The 23,402-nt window shown below is 64.2% G+C and carries 17 protein-coding genes; 8 read left to right on the top strand and 9 right to left on the bottom strand.

Annotated features, from left to right (window positions below):
• From AC0CMF_RS12475 to AC0CMF_RS12490, 4 genes are all read left to right on the top strand, one after another.
• Positions 1-1,149, top strand: a complete 1,149-nt coding sequence (locus AC0CMF_RS12475; RefSeq protein WP_058899409.1) for an ABC transporter permease — start codon at positions 1-3, stop codon at positions 1,147-1,149.
• An 8-nt stretch (positions 1,150-1,157) separates the two neighbouring features.
• Positions 1,158-1,958: an ABC transporter ATP-binding protein gene (locus AC0CMF_RS12480; protein WP_208977185.1), complete on the top strand. Its 801-nt coding sequence runs from the start codon at positions 1,158-1,160 to the stop codon at positions 1,956-1,958.
• 10 nt (positions 1,959-1,968) lie between these two features.
• A complete protein-coding gene (locus AC0CMF_RS12485) occupies positions 1,969-3,621 on the top strand; it encodes an MCE family protein (protein ID WP_374629000.1) in 1,653 nt (550 codons plus the stop codon).
• A 115-nt stretch (positions 3,622-3,736) separates the two neighbouring features.
• Positions 3,737-4,351 (top strand): ABC-type transport auxiliary lipoprotein family protein, encoded by a 615-nt coding sequence (locus AC0CMF_RS12490; protein ID WP_123194677.1) that lies wholly within the window; start codon positions 3,737-3,739, stop codon positions 4,349-4,351.
• A gap of 610 nt (positions 4,352-4,961) precedes the next feature.
• Here AC0CMF_RS12490 and AC0CMF_RS12495 read toward each other — a convergent pair.
• Positions 4,962-10,649: an apolipoprotein A-IV repeat region-like domain-containing protein gene (locus tag AC0CMF_RS12495; RefSeq protein ID WP_472481757.1), complete on the bottom strand. Its 5,688-nt coding sequence runs from the start codon at positions 10,647-10,649 to the stop codon at positions 4,962-4,964.
• Positions 10,650-11,508: 859 nt separating this feature from the next.
• Between AC0CMF_RS12495 and AC0CMF_RS12500 the strand changes: the two genes are divergently transcribed.
• Entirely contained in the window at positions 11,509-11,871 is a 363-nt protein-coding gene (locus AC0CMF_RS12500) for an Hpt domain-containing protein (protein WP_197717685.1), read from the top strand.
• Between the two features lie 97 nt (positions 11,872-11,968).
• On the top strand, positions 11,969-12,289 hold the full coding sequence (locus AC0CMF_RS12505; RefSeq protein ID WP_026355705.1) for a 2Fe-2S iron-sulfur cluster-binding protein: 321 nt from the start codon (positions 11,969-11,971) through the stop codon (positions 12,287-12,289).
• A gap of 295 nt (positions 12,290-12,584) precedes the next feature.
• Here AC0CMF_RS12505 and AC0CMF_RS12510 read toward each other — a convergent pair whose 3' ends face one another.
• Positions 12,585-13,808, bottom strand: coding sequence for an MFS transporter (locus AC0CMF_RS12510; RefSeq protein ID WP_050472571.1), 1,224 nt, complete (start codon positions 13,806-13,808; stop codon positions 12,585-12,587).
• Positions 13,809-14,079: 271 nt separating this feature from the next.
• On the opposite strand from AC0CMF_RS12510, the gene AC0CMF_RS12515 reads away from it, so the two are divergent.
• The gene (locus tag AC0CMF_RS12515) at positions 14,080-14,511 is read left to right on the top strand and encodes a universal stress protein (RefSeq protein WP_019964534.1); all 432 of its coding nucleotides are present in this window, start codon (positions 14,080-14,082) and stop codon (positions 14,509-14,511) included.
• Positions 14,512-14,558: 47 nt separating this feature from the next.
• Here the strand turns inward: AC0CMF_RS12515 and AC0CMF_RS12520 are convergent, their stop codons facing one another.
• The 7 genes from AC0CMF_RS12520 to AC0CMF_RS12550 all read right to left on the bottom strand — a co-directional run bounded on the left by AC0CMF_RS12520 (position 14,559) and on the right by AC0CMF_RS12550 (position 21,717).
• On the bottom strand, positions 14,559-15,734 hold the full coding sequence (locus tag AC0CMF_RS12520) for a vWA domain-containing protein (protein WP_472481760.1): 1,176 nt from the start codon (positions 15,732-15,734) through the stop codon (positions 14,559-14,561).
• 110 nt (positions 15,735-15,844) lie between these two features.
• A complete protein-coding gene (ppk2, locus tag AC0CMF_RS12525) occupies positions 15,845-16,948 on the bottom strand; it encodes a polyphosphate kinase 2 (protein WP_186392013.1) in 1,104 nt (367 codons plus the stop codon).
• Between the two features lie 115 nt (positions 16,949-17,063).
• On the bottom strand, positions 17,064-18,101 hold the full coding sequence (locus tag AC0CMF_RS12530; RefSeq protein WP_472481762.1) for a YcjF family protein: 1,038 nt from the start codon (positions 18,099-18,101) through the stop codon (positions 17,064-17,066).
• Entirely contained in the window at positions 18,098-19,621 is a 1,524-nt protein-coding gene (locus AC0CMF_RS12535) for a YcjX family GTP-binding protein (protein WP_374628994.1), read from the bottom strand. Before AC0CMF_RS12535 ends, AC0CMF_RS12530 begins: the two co-directional genes overlap by 4 nt.
• A gap of 69 nt (positions 19,622-19,690) precedes the next feature.
• A complete protein-coding gene (locus AC0CMF_RS12540; protein ID WP_123195723.1) occupies positions 19,691-20,209 on the bottom strand; it encodes a SixA phosphatase family protein in 519 nt (172 codons plus the stop codon).
• 88 nt (positions 20,210-20,297) lie between these two features.
• Entirely contained in the window at positions 20,298-20,834 is a 537-nt protein-coding gene (locus tag AC0CMF_RS12545) for a hypothetical protein (RefSeq protein WP_374628993.1), read from the bottom strand.
• A 37-nt stretch (positions 20,835-20,871) separates the two neighbouring features.
• Positions 20,872-21,717, bottom strand: coding sequence for an AAA family ATPase (locus tag AC0CMF_RS12550; protein WP_058899420.1), 846 nt, complete (start codon positions 21,715-21,717; stop codon positions 20,872-20,874).
• Positions 21,718-21,986: 269 nt separating this feature from the next.
• Between AC0CMF_RS12550 and AC0CMF_RS12555 the strand changes: the two genes are divergently transcribed.
• Positions 21,987-23,372 (top strand): flagellar hook protein FlgE, encoded by a 1,386-nt coding sequence (locus AC0CMF_RS12555; protein WP_050472579.1) that lies wholly within the window; start codon positions 21,987-21,989, stop codon positions 23,370-23,372.
• Positions 23,373-23,402: the final 30 nt, after the last annotated feature.

Here is a 23,402-nt window from a genome sequence, read left to right on the forward strand (position 1 = left end):
ATGACATTACAGGTTCAACTGCTCGCTCCCAGATGCACGGCCACCCATGACGGACAGGCCGTGACCGTTGCCCTGTCCGGTGACTGGGTGATCCGCACGGCCATGGAAGCCGAGGCGATCGTGGAGGGTCTTGTCAGCGAGCAGGGGCAGCTTGAGCTTGTGCTGGATCTTACGGATCTGCGCGCGCTGGATACGGCGGGCGCCTGGCTGATTCACAGGCTGCGCGGGCGTATCGAGTTTTCAGGCACGCGTGTGCGCGTCGAAGGGCTGCGGCCGGAGCAGCAGATCCTCTTGAACGAGGTGGATGCCCACCATCCGCCACCGCCCAGCCATGAGCCGCGGCAGGGCATGCTGATCAATCTGATGGAAGCGACCGGCAAGTCGGTGGTTGAGGCATGGCAGGATTTCATCGCCATGCTGCACATCCTGGGCTCGCTCAGCACGGTTGTCGCCACGGTTCTGTTTCAGCCCAAGCGCCTGCGCGGCATTGCCATTGCGGTGCAATTCGACAAGTCCTGCATTGGGGCCGTGCCGATTGTTGCGCTGATGAGCTTCCTGATCGGTGCCATCATCGCCCAGCAGGGCGGGTTCTATTTGCGGCAATTTGGCGCAGACCTCTTTGTCGTCGATCTGGCGGGCGTGCTGGTTCTGCGTGAGATCGGCGTTCTTTTGACCGCCATCATGGTGGCCGGCCGGTCCGGCTCCGCCTTTACGGCAGAGCTTGGCTCCATGAAGATGCAGGAGGAAATCGACGCCCTGCAGGTCATTGGCCTCAATGTGACGGAGGTGCTGATTCTGCCGCGCCTTCTGGCGCTGATGGCGGCCATGCCCGTGCTGACCTTCGTATCTGATCTTGCGGCGCTGACTGGCTCCGGGCTTGTAACCTGGTGGTATCTGGAGATCCCGCCAGCGGCCTATCTGAACCGTCTGGAAGAAGCCATCACCGTCCAGACCTTCATCGTTGGCATGGTCAAGGCACCGTTCATGGCGCTGATCATCGGCCTCATTGCCTGTGTGGAAGGCCTGAAGGTCGGCGGTTCGGCTGACTCCCTTGGCCGTCACACCACCATGTCTGTTGTGAAGGCGATCTTCCTTGTCATCGTCGTTGATGGTCTTTTTGCCATCTTCTTTGCAGCCATCAACGTATAAGGGCCATGATGAGCACTGCCGACGCCCTGGATGAGACGGTTCAGCCTGCGCGGGAGCGGGAGGTTCTCTTGTCTGCGCGCGGCGTCACGGTGGGCTTCGGCAAGAAGATCATCCTCGACAAGCTGGATCTTGATGTCTACCGGGGTGAGGTGCTGGGGTTCGTCGGCGGGTCGGGAACCGGCAAGTCGGTGCTGATGCGGGCCATCCTCGGCCTTACCCCGCGGCGTGCTGGCCGCATTTCCGTGTTCGGCCAGGACCTCGACAGCGCCACTCCGGACGAGCGCAACTGGATCGAGCGGCGCTGGGGCGTCCTGTTTCAGCAGGGCGCGCTGTTCTCCTCGCTGACGGTCAAGCAGAACATCCAGGTGCCGATGCGCGAATATCTAGGGCTTTCGCAGCGGCTGATGGATGAATTCGCCTTTCTGAAGCTGGAGCTGGTGGGCCTGCCGCGCGATGCGGCGGATAAATATCCATCCGAGCTGTCCGGCGGCATGGTCAAGCGTGCCAGCCTTGCCCGTGCGCTGTCGCTGGATCCGGATCTGGTGTTTCTCGACGAGCCGACCTCGGGCCTTGATCCGATTGGCGCTGCGGCCTTCGACGGTTTGATCGCCAAGTTGCGTGAAACCCTGGGTCTGACCGTTTATATGGTGACACATGACCTTGATAGCCTGCATTCGATCTGCGACCGTATTGCGGTTCTGGGCGAGAAGCGGGTTCTGCTGGCCGGCACAGTGGATGACATGATGAAGAGCGAGCACCCTTGGGTGAAATCCTACTTCCGGGGCGAACGCGCCCTGCGCAGGGTTTGAAAGGCAGCTGATGGAAACCCGTGCAAATTACGTGATGATCGGCGGCTTCGTTCTCGGCATTCTCGTCGCGGCATTCCTGTTCATTTACTGGCTGGCGGCTGCGGCCGATTCCGGCAAGAGCATCAATGTGAAGGTCGTCTTTCCGGGCGCCGTGACCGGCCTGCCCGTCGGCGGGCAGGTGCTGTTCAACGGCATCAAGGTGGGCGATGTGTCGGGTCTGGACTTTGACCCGCAGGATCCGCGTATCGTCATTGCAACCATTCGCGTTTCGCCCAATGCGCCCTTGCGCAAGGATGTGCGGGCCACTCTCGGCTTCCAGGGGCTGACCGGCGTTGCCTATGTGGATCTGAAGGGCGGCACGACGGACACCGGGCTGCTTCTGGATGCGCTGAACGAAGGCAAGGAGCCGGTGATCTATGCCGACCGCTCCTTCTTCGATGACGTGCTGGAGAATGGCCGCGATGTGTTGCGCAAGGCGGATACCACGCTGGAAGCCATCAACGATGTGCTGCGCGAAAACCAGCCGGTCATCGCCTCCACCATGCGCAATGTCGAGACATTCTCTGCAGCGCTGGCCCAGAACTCCGATGGCGTGAAGGACTTCATGGCCTCCATCGGCGAGGCCACGGTCGCCTTCAGCTCGCTGTCCGGCAAGCTGGAAGGGCTGGTGATGCAGGGGGAACGTATCCTGGCTGCAGTGCCGGATGACAAGGTTGAGGAACTGGTGGTCAATATCACCGAGTTCTCGGATTCACTGAAGGCCGCAGCGCCTGAAATCCGCCAGATCATGGGCGATGCCAGCTCCGCCGTGGCCAATGTTCAGCAATTCACCGAGCGCATGAACTCCTCCCTGACGCAGGTCGAGGCGGTGGTCAATGCGGTGAAGCCGGAAGAGGTGCAGCGTGTGGTGGCAGGTGCCGCGAGCCTTGGCGATGTGCTGTCCAACCGCTCGTCCGACATTGACGAACTGATCCGCAGCACGACCAGCACGATGGCCCATGTGGACCAGGTGGCGCAGACGATCCGCAGCCGCGAGGACGATATCGTCACGCTGATCGGGGATGCGCAAAAGCTGCTCGCCGGCCTGATCAAGACCGTGGATGACACCGGTGAGGTGGTCGCCGCGATCGATCCGGCGCGCATATCCTCGATTGTCGATGCGGTGGACCGTACGGTCAGCGCCATTGCCGGGCAGGGCAACGCCATTGCCGAGACGATCGCCTCGGCGCGCAACGCAGCCACCAATGTGGAGCGCATGTCGGCTGACCTTTCCGCTCGCACAGACGATGTGAACCAGATCATCACGGACGCAAAGACGGTTGCCGCCAACCTGAACACTTCGTCCGAAAAGCTGAATGGCCTGATGGACAAGGTGAACACCATGGTGGATGGCGACGGCGAAGGCCTGATCACCGAGGCGACGAAGGCGATGACGGCCATCCGCAAGGTGGCGGAGGCCTTTGAAAGCCGTGCGGGCGGTATCGCCGACGGCCTGTCGAAGTTTGCTTCGCAGGGTTCGGCTGATCTGGCGGCGACGCTGGGACAGGTCAACCGTACCTTCATCACCCTGCAGCGGGCGATCGAGAACTTTGACCGCGCGCCGAACCGGGTGATCTTTGGCGGGGACGATGTGCCGCGGTTCAACGGCGGGCAGCGGCGCTGAGGCCGGGGGCTGCCCTGCCGGGCAGTCCGGCTGATGAAGCACTGACGAAACAGGGCCATGGCGTTGAGGCGCTGCGGCTTGGCAAGGAACGGCAGAGGCCGGGAAGACGAAGGGCATGACCGACGCTGTAACGCTGATCAACCGCCGCCGCGCATTGACGCTTCTGGGGCTTGGAACCCTGGCGGCCGGCCTGTCTGCCTGTGCCTCCACAGCTCCCAATGCGCTTTATGGCATTGAGGCTCCGGCGGCAGCCGCTGCAGAAGGGGCACGCAAGCCCGTGCAGGTGCTGGTCGCCGTGCCGAAGGCGCTGCAGGCGCTCGACAGCAGCAACATTGCGGTGGTGCAGCAGGGGCCGGTCTACACCTATTTCCCGCAGGCCGCCTGGGCCGATCAGCTTGGCAATGTGGTGCAGACCGGAATCGTCCGGACACTGGAGAACACCCGCCGCCTGCGCGGCGTCGGCATGCCGGGGGATGGCCTGCTGATCGACTATCAGCTCCAGACCGAGATCCGCTCCTTTGAACTGAATATCGCCGGCAGTGCGCGCGGCGTCGTCGAGATTGCAGCCCGGCTCGTGAACGACCGCAACGGCCGGACGGTGGACAGCATGGTCTTCCGCGCCGAGGTGGCCTCCGGCGGCCAGTCTGTCGATCAGGCCGTGCGCGCCATGAACACCGCCGCAGGGCAGGTCTTCGCCGAACTTGCGGCCTGGGTCATTTCCAAGGTCTGACCTGAGGCAGGGCTCGAGGCAGGGCAGGGGACTGGTAACCGGCACTGATACCAACTCCAGCTGAGCTTGCCTCATCGGGAGTTGGTCAAGCCCGTGCGGCGTTTGAGCCTTTGCAAGGCGTGATGCGTAAGCAGCTCTGAGCCTTGGTGTGAATTCACCCCGGCCAAGCGCAGCGCGAGCCGGGGCCCGCTCGTTTGAAGAGAAAATGAAATTGTCTGTTGCCGGGCGGCAAGCTCCCCTCGGCAGCAAGCCTCTGCGCCGGACCTCAACCTCACCGCTCTGCGAACGAGCGGACCTTGGCTCAAAGGTTGTGGCAAGAGCAGGAAGCAGTGCCCACCTCACAGGTCCCGGCACAAGGCCGGGACGGCGGAGAGAGCTTATCTCCTATCGCAGGAAATTCCGGCCACTCTACCCGAAGTGACCGGGCACTGCCTGAACATCCCCACCGCGCCGTCCCGGCCTTGTGCCGGGACCTGTCAGGGATTTCCTGCCTGTTGGTTCTGCAACCTTCGGCCGGATCCCGCTCTGCTGCGTCTGGGTGCTCATCGGCCCTAAACAAAAAGCCCGCCGGATCGCTCCGGCGGGCTTTGTTGTTTCAGGTCAGACTGGTTCAGTCCAGACGGCCGCTTGCGTGGGCCAGCATGGTGTAGACCTTGCCCGTGTCCGAGGTCAGGTAGGTCTGACCCAGCATGTTGTCACGGTCATTGCGCGAGACCTGGGTGAGGAGTTGCTCGAAATCGGCGATGTACCGGTCAACCGCCGTGCGGAATTCCGGATCGCGGCCGTATTTCTGGCGGATCTCATCAAAGGTCTGCTGACCCTGCAGGGTGTAGAGACGGCGGGTGAAGACATGCCGCTCACCGCGCTTGTAGCGGTCCCACAGGTCGATGAAGGTCTCATGGTCGATGGCCCGGGCGATGTCCATGGACAGCGAGTTCAGGCTTTCGACCATGTGCAGCGGCGTGCGGGTTGCCTTGCCGCCATCCTCGTCACGCGAGGCGCGGCGCAGCAGATCGCTCACCCAGCCCTTGCCGCTGTCAGCTTCCGGCGCCTGCTCGGGAGCAGGGGCTGCGGCCGGGCGGCGGGTTGCGGCAGGCCGCGGTTCCGGCTCGCTGCGCGGGGCAGGGGCGGCCGGACGGCTCGGGGCGCTGTAGCTGGCAGCCGGGGCTGCGCTGGCTGCAACGGCACGCTCCTGCGGGCGGGAGATATCCAGCGCGTTGGACTGGCGGGCAACGATGTCCGACAGCTCGCTGAGTGCGCGGATCTGCTCGTTGACGACCTTGCGCAGGGCGGCAGACGACTCTTCCGCCTCTTCCGGCAGGTTGAGAACGCCCTGCTTCAACTCCTGACGGGTTGCTTCCAACTCGCGGTGCACTTCGCGGGCGACGTCCCGCATGCGGGTTGCCGCTTCGCCGAACCGCTCCTGTGCTTCCGTCACGGTGCGGCTCATTTCCTTCATGATCTCGTCCTGCACGGCGCGGATGGCATCGCGGGCGCGCTGGCCTTCCATGCCTGCGGTGAGGCGCATGGATTCGAACTGCTCGGCCACCTGACGCGAGGCGGCTTCGGCAGAGGCCGAGAGCATGGTGGCGGCTTCGCGGGCCCGGTCATCGGCCGTGTCCAGCGTTTCCGTCAGCGTGCTGGTGAAGGTGCGCATCAGCGTGTCGACCGTTTCGGTCTTGGCCAGCAGCGTGTCGGCCACCTGTTCAATGGCGGTCTTGCGCTCGGCCACGCGGCCCTCGACCAGACGGTTCGTCTCCTCGAGGTGACGGGCCGCGCTGATGAGATCCTGGCTCTGCTGGTCGAAGCGGGTCGACAGGGCCTTGATGTCGGCCAGAACCGTGGTCGAGATATCCCGCAGCGCGCCGACCTGACCATCGATGAGGCCGGTGGAGGAGCTGGTTTCTGCGACGGCACGGTCCACGGCGGAGCGGAACTCGCTGGCCCGGCGGGCCAGGTTCGTTTCCACGTCCGACAGGTTCTGCCCGGCATCGGCCATCACCTGATGCAGCGTGCTGTTCGACTGGTCGAGGCGGTCCAGGATGGCCGAAACGTCGGCTTCCAGGCGCAGCTTGGTCTCTTCCAGCACATTGACGGCACGGTTGCTGCGCTCGTCGAGGCCGTTGATGATGCGGTCGCCCGCTTCCACCAGCGAACGGGTCGCCTCGAGGCCGCGCTGCGCGAAGCTCTCGGTGACGTCGCGGCCCTTGACGGAGATGGCGTCAAGGATGGCACGGTGGATCTCGGACACACGGCCGGTGAGTTCGTTGGCGCGGGTTTCGATGGCGGCGACCAGATGGTTGCCGTCCTCACCCACCAGCTTGCTGAACTCGGCGCTCTGCGAGGAGAAGGCCTCGTTGAGGGCTGCTGCCTTTTCGAGCATTTCCTGTGCAACGGCATGGCCGCGCTGCGACAGCAGCTCGGCGGCCTGCTGCACGGCACCGCTGACGCGGCTGCGCACCGAATCCGCCTCGCCGGAGATGAGATTGCGCATCTCTTCCACGGTGCGGGTGAGAGTGACGCGGGCGTGCTCGCTCTCGGCGTTGAGGTTGCCGGAGATTTCCGCAATCGTGCGGGCGAGGTCGCCGCGCACCTTGTCGCTTTCGCCGGTGAGCGAACCGGAGAATTCGGCCAGCGTGCTGACGTAGAGCGTGCGGGCCTTTTCGCTTTCCACGGCCATGGAACGGGCCGCTTCTGCAACGGCGCCGAGCACCATGTTGCGGATGCGCTCGCCTTCGCCGGAGAGAGAGCCGGTGGCAACGGTCATGGCGCCGGTGACGCTCTCGGCCGCCTTCTGGCTCTCGCCTTCCAGCACGCCGCGCACTTCGCCAACTGCAGTCAGAACCATGTCGCGGATGCGCTCGCCTTCGCCCGACAGCGAACCGGTGGCCAGTGCCATGGCGCTGGTAACGGTTTCTGCGGCCCGCTGGCTTTCGCCCACCAGCACGCCGCGTGCTTCGCCCACGGCGCCCAGCACCAGCTGGCGCAGGCGGTCGCCTTCGCCGGACAGCTTGCCGGTGACGTCGGAGAAGGTCGTGCTGACCGTCTCGACGGTGCGGCTGCGCTCTTCGGAGAGGGCGGAAGCGGCCTGCGTGACGGCGTCAAGCACCATCTCGCGGACACGGGTGCTCTCGCCGCTCAGCGTCGAGGTGGCATCCTGCATGGCTTCGGTCAGAACCAGACGGGCGCGCTCGGTCTCCGACGACAGGGTGCCGGTGATGGAGGACAGTCGGTCGGTCAGCACCGTTTCCAGCTGGCTGGCGCGGCTGTCGAGGGTTTCGGCCACTTCGAAGACCTTGGCGCCCAGCGACACGTTGATTTCCGCAATCCGCTCGGAGAGGGACTCGGTCAGTTCCGCGCTCTGGCGGGCCAGAACGGAGCCTGCCTCGTCCAGACGGCTGTCGAGTGCCTGCGCCATCTCGGTCTGGCCATCGACGAAGGCCTTGGCGATCTCGCGGGTGCGGGCAATCAGGGTTTCGCTGATCTGGCGGGCGCGGCTGTCAAGGGTCTGGTCGATCCGCTCGGTGCCGGCAATCATGCTCTGAGCAAGATGATCGGCCTTCTCGGAGATGGCTTCGGCGGCCTGATCCACGCGCTCGCCGATGAGGCGGCCCACGGTGTCGGCCTTGTCGGCGAGGGATTCGCCAGCCGTTTCCACGCGCCGTGCCAGCTCGAAGGTGATTGCGTCGGAGCGGTCGGCCAGAACGTCGGCAATGGTGCGCGACTTCTGTTCCAGCGTCTCGCTGAGCAGTTCCGTGCGGGTGCTGATCGCGTCGGACAGCATGACCGTGCGGGTTTCCAGCGCCGCCTCGAAGGCAGCCGTGCGCTGCTCCAGCGTCAGATCCAAGCTGTTGATGCGGCTGTCGAGCGAGGCATCAAGGCCGCTGGCGCGGATTTCGAAGGTCTGGTCCAGACGGTGGATGCTGTCACCCAGCGCCGTGTCCAGCGTGGTGATGCGGCTGTCGAAGGTCTGGTCCAGACGGCCAAGGCGGCTGTCGAGGGCAGCGTCAAGGCTGCTGGCCCGGGCTTCGAAGGTCTGGTCAAAGCGGTTGATGTTGTCGCTGAGGGTCGTCTCCAGCCCGCCGATGCGTGCATCGAAGGTCTGGTCGATGCGGCTGATGCGGCTGTCGAGCGCCAGGTCGAGCCCGCCAACGCGGTGCTCGAAGGTCTGGTCGAGGGTTTCCAGACGGCTGTCGAGCGTCTGCGCCAGCACGGTGGAGCGGCTGTCGAAGCTTTCGACCAGCTGCGAGCCGCGCTCGGTGACGATCTTTTCCAGCTCGGTGAGGTGGGTCGCAAGACCTTCCTGCAGGGCCTGGCCGCGCAGTTCCATGGTCTCGGCGATGCGGTCGCCCACGGAGCCGATGTCGGCGCTGACGCGCTCGCCGCGGGTGCCGATGAGGCGGGCGAGTTCGGTGCCGGTTTCGGCCAGCTTCTGGGCAAGTTCGGTGGTGCGCTGGCCGAGCGAGCTGGAGATTTCCGAGGAAGCTGCCTGCAGCGTCTCGCGGAAGCCGATGGTCTGGCTCTCGATGAGCAGGGCCATTTCGGTGCCGCGGGCGCCAAGGCGGGTGTCGAGTTCGGCGCCATGCACGGTGATGGCCGTTTCGATGCGCTCGCTGATGGAGCCAAGGCGGTCCGCCAGATCGCCGCCGCGGCCGGTGATGGTCTCGGCGAGGCTGGAGGAGGTTGCATCGAGCTTGGAGGCGATTTCGCCGCCGCGCAGGGACAGGTCCACAACGATGGATTCGCCGGTGCCGCGCAGGATCTCGGCGACCTCGGAGCTGCGCTCTGCGAGGGTTTCGACGATCTCGGCGCCCTTGAAGGAGATCGCGTCGGTAACGGCCTGGCCACGCTCGGTGATGCTGCTGACCACGCGCTCGCCGGTGTCGCTGAGCGAAGCATCCAGCTGCGACACGCGGGTGTCGACGGTGGTGATCAGCTCGTCGGTGCGGGCGGAGATGGTGTCGATCAGGCGGCCCGAGGTGAGGGACAGGGTTGCGTTGATCTCATCACCACGCAGGGCAATGGTTTCGCCGACGGAATTGCCGGTACGCTCCAGCGCCTCGGTGAATTCCTGCGTGCGCAGGGTGAGGGTGGTGGTGATTTCGCCGCCGCGCACATCCAGCGTCTCGACGAAGCTGCTGGCCGTTTCGGCAAAGCGGTCGTTGACCTCCTTGCCGCGGGTGGTCAGCGTCTCCCACATGTCATTGCCGGTGCGCGACAGGTTGTCGACCAGTTCGCTGCCCGAAGAGGTGAGGCGGGCCACATAGTCGCCGGCGCGGTCGGTGAGGGCGTCGACCAGTTCGGAACCAGAGGCATTGAGCGAGGAGCTGAGCGCGTCGATGCGGCTGTCGACGGAGCTGGTCAGCTCGTTGATGCGGTCTTCCACGGCGCCCACCAGACGGGAGGTGGCCGTCTCGACGGTGCGGGCGATTTCTTCCGACGTGGCGGACAGCTGGCCGGCAAAGCTCTCGTGAGCGCCGGAAATGGAATCGCGCACCCGGTCGGCATTGGCGAGGATGGCCTCGCGCTGGCTGACCAGTTCCTCGATGAGGGCGCGGATCTTCAGCTCATTGTCGTTGTAGGAGCGCTCGAGCGAGGAGACTTCGTTATGGACGAGGACTTCCAGCTCGCTGGCGCGGGCAATGGCCCGCTCGATGCCGTCGCCCATCGCAGCGACTTCGCGGCGGATGGCCTGACCGACGGACAGAACCGATTCCTTGGCCATGTCTTCCGGCTCTGCGAGGCGCAGGGCCACTTCCGTCATGCCACGGGCGACGATGCGCATTTCCTGCGCACGCCAGATCATCATGGCCATGACCCAGAAGAACAGGACCGGTACGGCAATGGCAACGCCGGCAAGCACCAGGCCGGGGGCTGCGGAAAGGCCCGCGCCGCTGGACAGGGCCTCGATCTGCGTGCCGAAGCTGGAGATGGTGAGGATCGACCCGATGGCGCCCCAGACGACGCTCAGCACCAGCGCCACCCAGAAGGGGGCAGCCGAGGGCCGGCGCTGCAGGGCGAAGATCAGGTTGCCGATGGTGCGGCGGTCGTCGTTGGCCGCAGGCGGTCGTCCGCCGCGTCCCCGGCCCCGGCGCCCTTCGCTGGACGCCGTGCTGTCTGCTGCATCAGCAGATCCGCTGCCCGGTCTTTCCGCGCGTGCCGCTTCGCCAAGGGCCGCACGGGCCCCGTCTTCGCTGCCTGCTGCCGTTGCGGGGCCGCCGAAGTCGAGCTTCAGCGCCTCTTCAACTGCCGACAGTGCCGCTTCCGCCGGGTCTTTCACCTTCGGGGGATTTGCCATCTGGATCGCCTCACATCCGAACTCATTACAAATCGGAGGCCTGAGCCACCGAGCACTTTTTCCCGCGCCGTTCCGGGTCTGCCTCCGCCTCGATTCTGACGCAGAAACCGTCCGCCGCTTGGACATGACAGGACAGGGTGCCGCCGCATCGGCTGCCTGACGCTGAGTCAGGCGGCCTTTTCCCCATCTTGCCGCATCAGACAACGTAATGGCACAATCTGCGTTAAGGAACAAGAAACGCCATTGTGAGTCAGCCTGCCGGAGGTGGTGAAGCCATGAGTCAACGCAACGTAAGATCGTCCTCAGGCGGGCCCGCAGACAGCGCCGGACCTGAGGCAGCTGGTGCGAAAAAGCCCTCTGCGGCACAGCTCAAGTGGCTTGCCAGAGGCTTGGCGCAGGCCGGTGGAAAACTTCCACTTTTTGACGATGAGGGGCGCACCATTCCCCCTGCCACAATCCGCGCCTGCATGGCTGCAGGCTGGGCAGAGCCTTGGTTTTCCAACCCAATCAAGCCGGACTGGCTCGTCTGCCGCCTGACGGAGGCGGGACGCAAGGCCGTCCTCGCCGCTTCCGGAAAATAGCCCCTGCAGGGCGGCAGCGCCTGCCATTTCACGTCAGCTGCGTGTGCGAAGGGCAGGGTGGAGGAGGCTTGCCTGCGCGAATATCTAAAATTCCTTTATCCGTGTTAACCAAAGATTCACTTTGTTGCGCAGAGAGGCGGATTGGCAACGGTTTGAGCTGGGGATCTTAACCTCACCTTTGCGGACAGGCGGGCATTCATTCGGGTAACAAAACCTGAGGAAGCCGGGCCGAGCCCCGGCCTGTGTTCATGAGTAACGGGGTGGCTGGGATGGCGAATATGGCCAGCAAGGGCAGCACGGACCGCTTTGTCCGTCACGGGGGGCATGCCCCGATCGATCTTGCGCAGCTTGCAACGAACACCCTTGGCAACCGGGAACTCCAGCAGGAGGTTCTCAAGCTTTTCCTCGCCCGCTCGAAGACGCTGATCAGTGAACTCTCCGCCGCCGATGACCGCCAGCACCAGGCCGATCTGGTGCACAGCCTCAAGGGTTCGGCGCGCGGCATCGGGGCGCTGCGCCTGGCCGATGTCTGCGACACGGTGGAAGAAGAACTGCGGGAGGGGAGTTCCCCTGCCTTCCTGACGCTCGTCAGCCTCGTGGGCGAGACGAACGATTTCATCCGCGAACTGATCGAGGGCTGATCCCGCTCTTTTGCCGCGTGCGCGGTTCTTGACCTTTGCGTCCGAACCTTTATGTCGTGTGGATCAATCTTCCCCCCGCAGGATGGACGCGATCATCATGCCGAAAATCACATTCATCACCGCTGACGGTGCCCGCCATGATGTGGAGGCCTCAAGCGGCGCCACCGTTATGGAAAGTGCCATCAAGCACATGGTCCCCGGCATCGAGGCCGAATGCGGCGGCGCCTGCGCCTGCGCCACGTGCCATGTCTATGTGGACGAGGAGTGGTCCGCCCGCGCCGGTTCTCCCGACCCGATGGAAGAGGACATGCTGGACTTCGCCTATGACGTGAAGCCCAACTCGCGCCTGTCCTGCCAGATCAAGATGAGCGATGAGCTGGACGGCATCGTGGTGCATGTGCCGGAGCGGCAGGCCTGAGGCCTGCCCGGAAACGGGAATGCAGCGGCAGGCCTGAGGCCTGCCCGGAAACAGGGATGCAGCGGCAGGCCTGAGGCCTGCCGTTTTGTTTATGTCCTTCAGCCTTTCCATCGTCATCCCGGACGCGCTCCGCGCGATCCGGGACCGGTGAGCCAAGGCCTTTCGGCTCTGCCATCGCTTCCAATCAACAGTCGCCCCGGCTCACCGGTCCCGGATCTCCGCTTCGCTGCGTCCGGGATGACGATGGAGGGGGAACGGTTTGGCGGCCTGACCAGCACCCGGCCTCAATCAGCCCTCACTCCGCCGGGCGCAGCGTGCGCCGCCAGGGGAGGTCGACCTCGTTGCCGGCATCCGGGTTGAGCGGAATGAGGCGGGAGAGGGCGAGGCTGGTGAGCGCCATGGCAGCGCCCGCCAGGAACACCGCCGCCGGAGACACCAGCCAGAGCAGGCCGAAGACCACCGGAATGAAAACCGCGGCAATGTGGTTGATGGTGAAGGCAACGCCTGCGGTGGGGGCGATGTCGGCCGGGTCGGCGATCTTCTGGAAATAGGTTCGCATGGCAATGGCGATGGCGAAGAACATGTGATCGATCACATAAAGCGCCGCAGCCGCATGGGCGTTGGTGACGAAGGCATAGCCCACGAAGACGCAGAACAGGCCGGAATATTCGATGGCCAGCGACCGGCGCTCGCCGATGCGCACGATCATCGATCCGATCTTCGGGGCAATCAGCATGTTGATCAGGCCGTTGATCAGGAAAAGACCGGCCACCTCATGCACGTCATAGCCGAAGCGCTCGACCATCAGGAAACCGGCAAAGACCGTGAAGATCTGCCGCCGCGCACCGGCCATGAAGGTGAGGGCGTAATAGAGCCAGTAGCGCTTGCGCAGCACCAGCTTCTTGTGCTGCGGCACGCCTTCGCGGAAACGCGGGAAGATGATGAGCAGCGCGGCCAGAGCCACGAAGGTGGTGAGACCGGAGATGAGAAAGACGGTGGTGAAGCTGAGATCAAACGCCTTCCAGCCCACGAGGATCAGCGAATAGGCAATCAACTGGGCGAAGGCACCCACGGCCAGGATCTTGCCCATGCCCGCTGCCGCCGTTGCCTTGGGCAGCCACTGCAGCGACAGGGACTGGGCCATGGTCTCATAATAATGAAAGCCCACCGACATGATGAAGGTTGTCAGGTAGAAGCCCATGGCTGAGGGGAAGTAACCCGTCGCCGCGACGCCGAGCCCGAGCAAGGCGAGGGAGACATAGGCCAGCGTCTGCTCGCGCATGACCAGGAGCAGATAGACGGCAGTGAAGGCGAGAAAGCCGGGAATCTCGCGGATCGACTGCTGGATGCCGATCTCTCGGCCGGTGAACTCCAGCTCGTGCACGGCGAAATTGTTGACGAGGTTCCACCATCCGGCAAAGGACAGCTGCATCGCCCCGGCCATGAGCATCAGCAGCATCAGCGGCGAGCGCCAGCCGGTTGCGGTCATCGGGTCTGCGGTTTTCGTGAAGAAGCTCATGATCGGCCATGCCAGAAGGGAAGGATATCTTGCGCCCGTCTTCAGTGGCGGGGCAGTGGTTCTTACAAGGCACAGATCCGGCACTCCTGCGCAAGGTCAGCAAAGGCTGGAACCATGTATTCGGCAAAATGAGCCGGCTTGCCCGGTTTTGCCGTCTGCGGGCAGCATTTCATCGAAAAGCCGCAAAAATTCTTGATCTTTCTCAACGCAGGAAGTCGAGCCGGGAGGCAAGCTTCTCTTGGCTCAATGATATGCAAAGAGGAGACGTGCCATGTTCGACACCATTCTGGTCCCGGTGGATCCGGCTGAACCGAAGTTTTCCGCCCCGGCCCTGGAGGCTGCGGCACGCTTTGCCAATGACTATGGCAGCAAGGTCCGTCTCGTCGCGGTTCTGGCGCAGACGCAGGGTTTCATTGCCAGCTACCTGCCGGAAGATTTCGAGAGCAAGGCCATGGGCGAAACCCGTGCCATGCTGGAAGACCTGGCCAAGGGCATGGGACTGGCGGACGGGCGTGTCTCGGGCGTGGTGCGCAGCGGCAGCGTCTATCACGAGATCATCGAGGAAGCGCGCTTCATCAAGGCGGGCCTCATCGTGATGGAATCCCACCGCCCGGGCCTTGCCACCTATCTCATCGGCTCCAACGCCGCCCACGTTGTCCGGCACGCCCCCTGCTCGGTGCTGGTGCTGCGTCCGGAGAAGTGAGGTTTCAGCCGTGATGGGGCGTTTTCCGGGTCTGCCGGAAGGCGCCCCTACCGCGCCAGATCGCGCATGGCATCCGTCAAGCCTTCGAGGGTCATGGGATACATGCGCCCGCCCATCAGTTCGCGCATCATGCGGATGGAATGGGTGTAGTCCCAGTGGGCTTCCGGCACCGGGTTGAGCCATGCAGCGCGGCTGTAGAGGCTGGTGATCCGCTGCATCCAGACGGCGCCGGCCTCTTCGTTCCAGTGCTCCACCGACCCGCCCGGATAGGCGATTTCATAGGGGCTCATCGAGGCATCGCCGACGAAGATCACCTTGTAATCCGCCGGGTACTTGTGCAGCACGTCCATGGTGGGCATGCGCTCGGAATGGCGCCGGCGGTTTTCCTTCCACACATGCTCATAGAGGCAATTGTGGAAGTAGAAATGCTCCATCACCTTGAATTCTGACCGGGCAGCGGAAAACAGCTCCTCGCAGATGCGGATGTGGTCATCCATTGATCCGCCGATGTCGAAGAACAGCAGCACCTTCACCGCATTGCGCCGTTCGGGCCGCATCTTCACGTCGAGCAGACCCCTGTGGGCGGTGGCGCGGATGGTGCCGTCGAGATCCAGCTCATCGGCTGCACCCGTGCGGGCGAAGCGGCGCAGGCGTTTCAGCGCCACCTTGATGTTGCGGGTGCCCAGTTCAACCGTATCGTCGAGGTCCTTGAACTCGCGCTTATCCCAGACCTTGACGGCGCGGCGGTGGCGGCTTTCGGCCTGGCCGATACGAATGCCTTCCGGGTTGTAGCCATAGGCGCCGAAAGGGGAGGTGCCGGCCGTGCCGATCCACTTGCTGCCGCCCTGATGGCGTTCCTTCTGCTCTTCCAGCCGCTGCTTCAGCGTCTCCATCAGCTTGTCGAAGCCGCCAAGGCTTTCGATCAGCGCCTTTTCCTCTTCGGTGAGGTGCTTTTCGGCGAGCTTGCGCAGCCATTCCTCGGGGATCTCCGCCTGCGGTGCATCGGAGAGGAGGTCGAGGCCCTTGAAGACCTGAGAGAAGATCCGGTCGAAGCGGTCGAGATTGCTCTCGTCCTTCACCAGCGCAGTGCGGGCGAGATAATAGAAATCCTCGACCCGCCGCCCGGCCAGATCCAGCTCCAGCGCACGCATCAGGTCGAGATATTCCCGCAAGGAGACCGGCACCCCGGCGCTTTTCAGCTCTGAGAAGAACGTGATGAACATGGCCAGAGGTTAGGCCCGTCCATCACGCCTGTCGAGATTGCTTTTGGCATAGCCCGTGCGGCGCTTGGGCAATTTCAAGGCGCGATGCATCAGCATCGAAAGCCTTGGCATTACCCGCCCGGCTTCATCTCCGGGTGCAATGTCTTGCCGAGAATGTGGGTGTCGTGGCTGATGACGTGATGGGCGGCGCCGACGATCAGCGGGTCCGGCACGCCAACGAGGTGGGTGTCCTTATCTGGATAGGGCAGGGAGTGGAGGAAATGCTCCATGCAATTCAGCCGGGCGCGCTTCTTGTCGTCGGACTTGACGATCGTCCAGGGCGCATCGGCGGTGTCGGTGTAGAAGAACATCGCCTCCTTCGCCTCGGTGTAGTCGTCCCACTTGTCGAGCGAGGCAATGTCGATGGGGGAGAGCTTCCACTGTTTCAGCGGATCGGTCTGGCGCTCCATGAAGCGGCGGCGCTGCTCTTCGCGGCTGACGGAGAACCAGTATTTGAACAGGCGGATGCCGTCGCGCACCATCATGCGCTCGATCTCCGGGCACTGGCGCATGAATTCCAGATACTGGCTGGCGCTGCAAAAGCCCATGACGCGTTCAACGCCCGCCCGGTTGTACCAGGAGCGGTCGAACAACACCATTTCGCCGCCGGAGGGCAGGTGATTGATGTAGCGCTGGAAATACCATTGCGAGGCCTCCTGCTCGGTCGGCTTCTGCAGGGCAACGACGGTGGCGCCGCGCGGGTTCAGGTGTTCCATGAAGCGCTTGATCGTGCCGCCCTTGCCGGCGGCGTCGCGGCCCTCGAACAGGATGACGACACGCTGGCCGGTTTCCTTGATCCAGCGCTGCGCCTTCAGCAGTTCGGCCTGAAGCTTTGCCTTGCGCTGCTCGTAAGGGGCGCGGCGCATCGGCGTGGCATAGGGGTATTTGCCGCTTTCAAACAGCTCATGAATGGCTGCCGGATCATGGCGCATTTCGGCGAGCGTCTTGCGCGGTGCGGCGGCAACGGGAGCGATGGCCGGTTCAGGGGCTGCTTCGGGTGCTGCCACAGGCTCGGTGCCCGGCTGCGGTGCCGTCACCGCTTCCGCCGGTGTCTCTGCAACGCCGGAAGGCGTTGCCTCGGCCTCAGCACTGTCTGCAGTCACCGGGAGAACTGCATCCGCGGCAGGTGCCGGGCGGGTGCCGCGCGGCTTGCGGGTTACAGTGCGATCGTCCATGGGCTTGCCTCCTCAGCCATTTCAACCGATGCAGGCTAACAGAAACATCAAGTGCTGCCTTGACCGGGATCAAGGGAAAAGTGCAAGGCCGTTCAGGGGCAGGTTGCCAAACCGCTCATTCCGCCTTGCCGTCCTTCAGGTCCGCGCTGCTGCGGGTCAGTTCGGACAGGAAATCCGAAATGCGCGGGCCGCGCTGGCCGATGAAGGGGGCGGGGCGGCAAACGTCTGTCGCCGCAACGCCGATGCGGGCGGTCAGCAGGCCGTTGATGACGCCTTCGCCCAGCCGCGCCGAGAGCTTGGCGGCAAGGCCATGGCCCAGCACCTGCGAGACGAGGCTGTCGCCTGCCGCCATGCCGCCGGTGACGGCCAGATGCGTGCCGACCTGCCGGGCAAGGCGCAGGAAACCGGCGGTGCCGGGCCGCCCGCCATAAAGCGCGGAGAGGCGGCGGATGATGCGGATGTTTTCCGACAGCACCACGACGAGATCAAGCGCGGCCCGCGGGCTGACGGCGGTGATGACGGAGACGCGTTTGGCGCTGTCACTGACGATGCGCCGGGCGGCGGCATCCAGCGGCGCCAGGATCTCGCGTTCGGCCAGCACCACCAGGTCGCGCCCGTCAATGACTTCGGCCATATGCGCCTTCAGGGCGGCGCGGCCACGGGCTGTCTCCGGCCTATCCTTGTAGAGTTCGATCAGATCCGTCAGCGCGGCGCGGGCAGCTTTGGCGTCATCCGCCTCTGCTGCATCGGCCAACGCCTGCCGCAGGTGGGTGATGCGGGACAGGCGCATCAGGCCGAAGACCTCCCGTACCGCCAGTCCGAGGAAACCGAGAACAGCCAGCACGGTGAGGGCAAGGCCCATCCAGCCCAGCCAGTCGGTGCGCGCGAAGAGGTCACGGATCAGCGCATCCACCGAGAGGCCGAGGGCCAGCATGGCAAGGCCGAGGAGGCCGCCTGCCAGCCAGCGGCCAAAGCGCAAGGGGGCGGAGCGCGGTTCGGCGGGCAGAAGGGCATCTTCCTCCGGCTCACCGCTGGGCACGATGCGCGCCTCGTTGCGCAAGGGCGCGCCGAGCGAGCCATCGTCAAAGCGCACCCGCTCGTCATCAAGGCGGAAGGCCGTGGGGCGGCGGGGCTTGCGGGTCTCCTCGCTCATGCGATGCGGTCTCCGATCAGGAAGTTGAGCGCCCGATCCAGCCGGATGTGGGGCAGGGACAGCGTCAGCCCCTCGGCGGTCCGCTCCAGATGCGGCGGGCGGAAGCGCACGAAGCGCAGGCCGTCTTCATGTGATGAGTCAAGACGTGCATGTGCTTCATGTTCTGATTCAGATTCAAGGCTCTGAACTTTCGCAGAATTTGATTCAAGCGATTGGAAAAGTGATTCCGGATCTGATGGTAAGTCCCCGGGAAACATGGCGATTTCAGTTTTCCCATCAAAGCTGTCACCGTTGACGCGCTCGCCCGGAAGCGGGGTGCCGAGGATGGCCGGAAGCTCTTCGCCTGCATGGCGCACGGTCGCCTCGCGGGTGGCACGGACGGCGGCGAGTGCCAGCACATCCACCTCGGCGCCGCTGAATTCGGCATGCTCGATGCCCCGCGTCACCAGCCGTTTCAGGATGGCTTCCAGCCGGTCATGATCGTCCCGGTGCAGGTGGTCGGCCTTGGTGGCGGCAAAGAGGATGCGGTCGATCCGGCGGGTGAGGATCGAGGCCAGCCAGCTTGCCTTGCCGGGACGGAAAGAGGTGAGGACCTGCCCCAGCGCCGTCTCCAGATCGCGCAGGGCGTCAGGTCCGGCGTTCAGCGCCTGCAGCGCATCCACCAGCACGATCTGCCGGTCGAGCCGGGCGAAGTGCTCGCGGAAGAAGGGCCGCACCACATGCTTGCGGTAGGCCTCGTAGCGCCGTTCCATCATGGTCCAGAGCGAGCCTGCCGGTGCCTGTCCGCTCTCCGGCAGGGCCAGCGGGGCGAAGGTGAGGGCGGGGGAGCCGTCAAGATCGCCCGGCATCAGGAAGCGGCCCGGAGGCAGCATGGAGAGGGCATGTTCTTCTGCCCGGCAGCCGGCGAGATAGGCGGTAAAGGCCTTGGCCAGCGCCCGCGCATCTGTTTCGCTTTCAGGGGCTGCCGGGTCGTGCCGTGCCAGCTCCGAGAGATAAGGCAAGGCCACGGACGCACGGGCAGGCGAGCGGGCCAGCGCCATCGCCTCGGCACTGAACTGGCGGTAGTCCTTCGTCAGCAGCGGCAGGTCCAGCAGCCATTCGCCGGGATAGTCGATGATGTCGAGATGCAGCTTGCCGCGCCCGAGCTTGCGGGTGAGGAAGGACGCGGACTCATATTCGATGGTCAGCCGCAGTTCCGACACCTGCCGGGTGGACTGGGGCCAGATCCGCTCCTTCACCAGTGCGTCCACATGCGCCTCATAGTCGAAGCGCGGCACGGCATCGTCCGGCTGCGGCTGCAGCGACACGCGGGTGATGCGCCGCCCGGCTGCGGCATCGAACAGCGGCAGGCGCCCGCCATGCAGCAGATTATGGACGAGGGCGGTGATGAACACGGTCTTGCCGGCCCGCGCAAGGCCGGTCACGCCCAGCCGCAAGGTGGGCACGCCAAGACCGGATGCGCTTTCGGCCAGGTTCTCCAGCGCCAGCAGCGCCTCATCGGCAAGGGAAGAGAGTTTCATGTCTATCCTGTGTCTCCGGCCTTCATATGGGAAGGCCGGACCCCTTGCGCAAATGCGCCGGAGAGCGGATCACTCCGGCAGAAGGCGCGGCTGGATGAAATGCTGCAGCGTGCAGCTCAGCGGCAGCAGGCCGGACCAGGAGGGGGAAGGGCTTTCCAGCACCGCGAGGGCGCCGGTCGGGAACTTGGTTTCCAGTGCCGCCCAGCCAACGCCGGAGCCGGGAATGGCCAGTTCGCAGGCCGTGTCATGGGTGGCCGGATTGTGGGCGATCAGCATCAGGGTTTCCGCCTCGCCGCCCTCATCCCGCAGGAAGCTGATGTAATCGCTCTCGCTGGCCTCATAGATGCGCCGCGTCAGGCGGATTTCCACCTCATGCCCCAATACCGGGAGCAGTGCGGCCAGCGTCATGCGAGTGCGCAGGGCGGTGGAGCAGAGAATGAGATCCGGCTTGAGGCCTTCCTCCGCAATCCAGCGCGCCATCCGCCGTGCGGCATCCTCGCCCCGCGCATTGAGCGGGCGGTCATGATCATGAAGCCCCGATGTGCTCCAGTCGGATTTGGCATGGCGCAGAAGCAGCAGTCGCGGCAAGGGCGTGTCTCCGGTTGGCATTTGTCGCAGCCATCCTGAGGGGGGCGGCGTCCTCTGGCAAGGCAGCCCTGTGGTTCCACGTAGGAAATCAGTTCTGTGCCTTCAGTATCTCCACCACCGCATTGAAGGCGGGCTCGACGGCTTGTTCATGGAAGGGCAAGGAGTAATGGATCCAGACGGTGTAGTCGGCATGCTTACCGGACATGGGCCACAGGGTTTCACACAGCATGCGGCTCTGGTCGCCGCCCGTGGTGAAAGTGATGCCGCTGGCGGCGATGCCGGAAAGCGCAAGCTCCTTGTAGCCCGCCGCCTGATACCCGGTTTTGAACTTGCCTGCCTCCCGCCGTGCCGTGCCTTGCTGAAAGGCGCTGACCACAACCTGAATGCCGCCCGTTTCATCCACATAGATGCAGCTGGCGACACGGCTGTTGACCGTGGGCATCACCTTTGACCGGGTCAGCCCGCCCACTTCGTTGGGGCACCGGAAACCGGTGAAATGGCGCATGCCCTGCGCGTCGTTGATCCACCCGGCCTCGTATTCGTTCTGCACGGATGGTGCCGCGGTCTGGGCAGAGGCAGGCAGGGCGGCCGGGGCAAAAGCCAGCGCGGCAGAAATTGCCGCCACGCGGTGCCATCTCGTCAGAGCCGCCCTGAAGGCCATCTCAGCGCTGCTCCCGCCGGGCCATGAAGGCCAGCCGCTCGAACAGATGCACGTCCTGCTCGTTCTTGAGCAGGGCGCCATGCAGCGGCGGGACGAGCTTGCGCGGGTCGCGCTCGCGCAGCGCGTCAGCATCGATATCCTCATTGAGCAGCAGCTTGATCCAGTCGATCAGCTCGGAGGTCGAGGGCTTCTTCTTCAGGCCCGCCACGTCGCGGATGTCATAGAAGAGGTTCAGCGCCTCGCGCAGCAGCTTGTCCTTGAGGCCAGGGAAATGCACGGCAACGATTTCCGCCATGGTCTCCCGGTCCGGGAAGCGGATGTAGTGGAAGAAGCAGCGTCGCAGGAAGGCGTCCGGCAGATCCTTCTCGTTGTTGGAGGTGATGATCACCACGGGCCGCTGGCGGGCCTTCACCATTTCGCCGGTCTCGTAGACGAAGAACTCCATCCGGTCGAGTTCCTGCAGGAGATCATTGGGGAACTCGATGTCGGCCTTGTCGATCTCGTCGATGAGCAGAACCGGCTTCACCGGGCTTTCAAAGGCCTCCCACAGCTTGCCCTTGCGGATGTAATTGCGGATGTCGCGCACCCGCTCATCGCCCAGCTGGCTGTCGCGCAGGCGGGAGACGGCGTCATATTCGTAAAGGCCCTGCTGCGCCTTGGTGGTGGACTTGACGTGCCATTCCAGCAGCGGCGCACCAAGAGCCCTGGCGACCTCATGGGCGAGAACGGTCTTGCCCGTGCCCGGTTCCCCCTTCACCAGCAGCGGCCGCTCCAGCGCCACCGCCGCATTGACCGCAACCCGCAGGTCGTCCGTGGCGATGTAATCCCGTGTTCCCTCAAAGCGCATGCGTGCCTCGCAAACTGACTGTTGCGGGCAGAGTAGGGGGGCGCCCGTCCCCATGCAAGCCTTGCCGGGCAGGGACGGAATTGCCGGTTGCGCCCGGCAGTTTCTTCCCTCACCGGCAGGAAAGTTCCGGCAACTTTCTATTCCGGAAACAGTGGTCAGAAAAATATGAAATAAAAACAGTGGCTTATGTTTCTGACTGGAAATGGCACGGCCTTTGCCAAGTCAGGGCAGGAAAAACCTTCGGGTTCCAGTGCTGACGAGGATTCATCATGGGTATTTACGGGGCTATCAACGCAGCAATCTCCGGGCTGGCGGCGCAGTCAAGGGCGCTTGAGAACATCTCCGGCAACGTTGCCAACTCTCAGACCGTGGGCTTCAAGCGCCTCGACACCACCTTCTCGGAGATGGTTGCCGGCGGTGGTGGCGGTACCCAGGCCAAGCAGCAGAGCGGCACCACCGCAGCCACCTCGCGTGCCACCAACACGGTGGCTGGCCCGATCGTGCAGGCTCAGGTCGATACCTATATGGCGATCAACGGCCCCGGCTATTTCGTGGTGACCCAGGCTTCCGATGTGGTGGATGGCAAGACCACTTTTGCCGACACCCAGTACTACACCCGCGCCGGTGACTTCGAGCGGGATCAGTCTGGCTACCTCGTCAACAGCTCGGGCTACTACCTGAAGGGCTTCCCGCTGGATCCGCTGACGGGCAACGCCATCGGTGATGCGCCTTCGGTGATCCAGATTGATGACAAGCCGATGCCGTCGAAGGCAACGACGGAGATGACCTATCAGGCCAACCTGCCGACCTTCCCCAAGACAAACCGTGCGGTCGCTGCCGGTAACACCCCGGGCAGCCAGTACCTCCAGACGGGCGGCTCCACGTCGATCACGACCACGTCCGACATCACCGTGGCGGATCAGCAGGCCTTCGTGGACTCCTCCATCTCCGGCGGCTCCAAGACCGTCTATGATGCAAACGGTGCCCCGGTGAGCGTGTCGCTCCGCTGGGCGCAGACTTCGGCGAACACCTGGAACCTTTATTACAACACCGGCGAAACCGCCCCTGCGACGGCGACCGCCTGGAGCCTCGTCGGTGAGGTTGACTTCACCGCTTCGGGCGTCATGAACACCTTGACACCTTCTGCCCCGAACACGGCATCGGCGACCAGCTTCACCATCGACAACCTTACCGTTGGCGGCGTGAATGCGGGGAACGTGGAACTGTCCTTCGACAATGGCTCGCTGACCCAGTTCAACGATGACGCCGGTATCGTCAGCAGCCTTGATATCCAGCAGAACGGCTATCCGGCCGGTCAGGTTGTCAGCCTGTCGATCGATGAGGCCGGCCGGATCACCGCGTCCTACTCGAACAATCAGCAGCGCGCGGTCTACGAGATTCCGATTGCGACCTTCCAGGCCGAGCAGAATCTGCGCCGCGTCGATGGTGCAGCCTTCGCGGCCACGCCGACGTCCGGCGAGCCGAAATTCGGCGAAGGCGGTGCAGTTCTCGCCAATAACCTCGAATCTTCGAACTCGGACATCGCGACCGAGTTTTCCAAGCTGATCATCACCCAGCAGGCCTATTCGGCCAACTCCAAGGTCATCACCTCCTCGGACAAGATGCTGACGGATGCTCTCAACATGATCCGCTGATCAGGCTGACTGATCGTGCAGGCGGCGCCC

The organism is Pannonibacter sp. CBAS1226 (genome assembly GCF_055685825.1).

Excerpts from the sequence above, each read along its gene's own strand:
- AC0CMF_RS12475 (WP_058899409.1), top strand. The coding sequence starts at position 1 with ATGACATTACAGGTTCAACTGCTCGCTCCCAGATGCACGGCCACCCAT.
- AC0CMF_RS12480 (WP_208977185.1), top strand. The coding sequence starts at position 1,158 with ATGAGCACTGCCGACGCCCTGGATGAGACGGTTCAGCCTGCGCGGGAG.
- AC0CMF_RS12485 (WP_374629000.1), top strand. The coding sequence starts at position 1,969 with ATGGAAACCCGTGCAAATTACGTGATGATCGGCGGCTTCGTTCTCGGC.
- AC0CMF_RS12490 (WP_123194677.1), top strand. The coding sequence starts at position 3,737 with ATGACCGACGCTGTAACGCTGATCAACCGCCGCCGCGCATTGACGCTT.
- AC0CMF_RS12495 (WP_472481757.1), bottom strand. The coding sequence starts at position 10,649 with ATGGCAAATCCCCCGAAGGTGAAAGACCCGGCGGAAGCGGCACTGTCG.
- AC0CMF_RS12500 (WP_197717685.1), top strand. The coding sequence starts at position 11,509 with ATGGCCAGCAAGGGCAGCACGGACCGCTTTGTCCGTCACGGGGGGCAT.
- AC0CMF_RS12505 (WP_026355705.1), top strand. The coding sequence starts at position 11,969 with ATGCCGAAAATCACATTCATCACCGCTGACGGTGCCCGCCATGATGTG.
- AC0CMF_RS12510 (WP_050472571.1), bottom strand. The coding sequence starts at position 13,808 with ATGAGCTTCTTCACGAAAACCGCAGACCCGATGACCGCAACCGGCTGG.
- AC0CMF_RS12515 (WP_019964534.1), top strand. The coding sequence starts at position 14,080 with ATGTTCGACACCATTCTGGTCCCGGTGGATCCGGCTGAACCGAAGTTT.
- AC0CMF_RS12520 (WP_472481760.1), bottom strand. The coding sequence starts at position 15,734 with ATGTTCATCACGTTCTTCTCAGAGCTGAAAAGCGCCGGGGTGCCGGTC.
- ppk2 (WP_186392013.1), bottom strand. The coding sequence starts at position 16,948 with ATGGACGATCGCACTGTAACCCGCAAGCCGCGCGGCACCCGCCCGGCA.
- AC0CMF_RS12530 (WP_472481762.1), bottom strand. The coding sequence starts at position 18,101 with ATGAGCGAGGAGACCCGCAAGCCCCGCCGCCCCACGGCCTTCCGCCTT.
- AC0CMF_RS12535 (WP_374628994.1), bottom strand. The coding sequence starts at position 19,621 with ATGAAACTCTCTTCCCTTGCCGATGAGGCGCTGCTGGCGCTGGAGAAC.
- AC0CMF_RS12550 (WP_058899420.1), bottom strand. The coding sequence starts at position 21,717 with ATGCGCTTTGAGGGAACACGGGATTACATCGCCACGGACGACCTGCGG.
- AC0CMF_RS12555 (WP_050472579.1), top strand. The coding sequence starts at position 21,987 with ATGGGTATTTACGGGGCTATCAACGCAGCAATCTCCGGGCTGGCGGCG.